Genomic DNA, 2148 nt, shown 5'->3' on the forward strand with positions numbered 1-2148 from the left:
CGCTCCCACAGTTGAATTTTTGTCATGCACAGATTGTGTGTTCGCTGTAGATCCTCTGTGGGAGCGAGCCTGCTCGCGAAGGATGCACCACGGTCTCAAGCCAGACATCCATGCCTATACTGCCTCCCCAGCCAGCCCAGACTTGCCACCCACAAAAACCGTGACCGAGGCCCGCCATGCACCCACCCATCCTCAACCTGCACCAGGTCGAACTCGAACCCCTGCCTGAAGCCCTTGCCCCGGAAGGTGAAACCGCGGGTCGCTACCAGCAAAGCATGGCGCGCATCGGCCAGCAACTCGGTGCGCAGAAACTTGGCTATCGGTTGTACGCCTTGCCGCCGGGCATGCGCGGCAGTCCGTTTCACAGCCACCGGGTCAATGAAGAGATGTTCTATGTGGTGGCCGGGGAGGGCGAAGTGCGCTTGGGTGCCGAACGCTTTCCGATCCGCGCGGGCGACGTGATCGCCTGCCCGCCGGGCGGCCCGGAAACGGCGCATCAGATCATCAATACCAGCGACGCGGAACTGCGTTACCTGGCGGTCAGCACCCAGCAGCAACCGGATATCTGTGAATACCCGGACTCCAACAAATACGCGGTGATGGACAACTTCAAGGTTGATGCCGAGGGCAATGCGTCAGGTTTTGTCGCCGTGGCGCGGCAGGCGGACGGGGTGGATTACTGGGATGGTGAGTAAATAGAGACCTTCGGCGTGGTGCAGCCCCAGTGGGAGCGAGCTTGCTCGCGAATGCAATGTGTCATTCACATCATTGTTAAATGACACACTGCATTCGCGAGCAAGCTCGCTCCCACAGTAGGATTTCCGGGGTTATTCGAGGCGCGCCAGGCGCTCTTCCAGCGCGGCAATCCGTGCTTCCAGCTCTTCGATGCGCTCGACCGAAACGCCGCTGGTTGCGCGCTCCCCAGGATTCTGTCGCGCTGCCAGGATCGCCTCGATGTCCGCCGGATCGCCCAGCGCATGGGTGTAGCGGTCTTCGCGTTGTCCGGCCTGACGCGGTATCAACACCGCCAGCCCACGGGCGATCAGGCGCTCAAGCTGATGCACCACTTGCTCGGCATCTTCGAAATCGTGCATGCGGCCGCTGCGGGTCAGCAACTCATTCACTGTCTGCGGGCCACGCAAGAACATCAGACCGGTGAGAATCACCTGGGCCGGCACCAGTTCCAGCGCCTTGTCCAGCTTATGCTCCCAGCGATCAGCGCGACTGCCCATGACCAGTTTGGTGTAACCGTGGCTTTCCAGCGCCCGCAGGCTCTGGCCGACCTGGCCTTGAGTCAGGTTCATCACCGGCTCGCGACTGGTCTTCTGATTGCAGGCCAGCACCAATGCATTGAGGGTCAACGGATAGGTTTCCGGGCTGGTGGCCTGTTTTTCGATCAACGAACCCAGAATGCGGATTTCTGTGGCGTTGAGCCGTGGTTCGTTGGTGGTGGTTGCAAGTTCGGTGGTCATCGCGCGTTCCCTCAGCAGTCGAAGGCGCCTAGCCTAATCCTTGGCTAACAAAAGGCAAGCCGTGTGGTCATCAAGCATGGCTATAATCGCCTCCACGTTCCACCCAGCCACCACACGAGACTGCCATGACCATTTCCCTTTACGCCGCATCCGTCCCGGTTTTTCAACAAATGCTCAACGCCCTGAGCGATGTCCTGAAAAAGGCTGAAGCCCACGCCAGCGAAAAAAACATCGACCCGAACGCCTTCCTGCAAGCGCGCCTGTACCCGGACATGTTCCCGCTGGTGCGTCAGGTGCAGATCGCGGTTGACTTCGCCAAGGGCGTTTCCTCGCGCCTGGCCGAAGTCGAAATCCCGAAGTATGACGACACTGAAACCACCTTCGCCGAACTGCAGGCGCTGATCGCCAAGGTGCTGGCCTACATCGGTGAGATCAAGCCGGAGCAGATCAACGGCAAGGAAGGCATCGAGATCGTGACCCGTCCGGGCACGCCGAAAGAGAAGCGCTTCAGCGGTCAGGCTTACCTGCTGAGCTACGGTCTGCCGCAGTTCTTCTTCCACGTCACCACTGCCTATGCGCTGCTGCGTCACAACGGTGTTGAAGTGGGTAAGCGCGATTACATGGGCGCGTACTAAAACACCCCGCAATAAAAAGCCCGCCAAAGGTTCACGCCTTG

At 59.9% G+C, this 2148-nt stretch carries 3 protein-coding genes; 2 read left to right on the forward strand and 1 reads right to left on the reverse strand.

Going from position 1 to position 2148, the window contains the following annotated elements:
* Positions 1-176 precede the first annotated feature (176 nt).
* A complete protein-coding gene (locus HT737_RS25545) occupies positions 177-695 on the forward strand; it encodes a cupin domain-containing protein (RefSeq protein WP_047291559.1) in 519 nt (172 codons plus the stop codon).
* Positions 696-827: 132 nt separating this feature from the next.
* Here the strand turns inward: HT737_RS25545 and HT737_RS25550 are convergent, their stop codons facing one another.
* Positions 828-1472 (reverse strand): YceH family protein, encoded by a 645-nt coding sequence (locus tag HT737_RS25550; protein ID WP_041074096.1) that lies wholly within the window; start codon positions 1470-1472, stop codon positions 828-830.
* 125 nt (positions 1473-1597) lie between these two features.
* On the opposite strand from HT737_RS25550, the gene HT737_RS25555 reads away from it, so the two are divergent.
* A complete protein-coding gene (locus HT737_RS25555; RefSeq protein ID WP_182404248.1) occupies positions 1598-2107 on the forward strand; it encodes a DUF1993 family protein in 510 nt (169 codons plus the stop codon).
* Positions 2108-2148: the final 41 nt, after the last annotated feature.

This window comes from Pseudomonas sp. MD195_PC81_125 (assembly GCF_014060985.1).
Lineage (GTDB): Bacteria > Pseudomonadota > Gammaproteobacteria > Pseudomonadales > Pseudomonadaceae > Aquipseudomonas > Aquipseudomonas parakoreensis.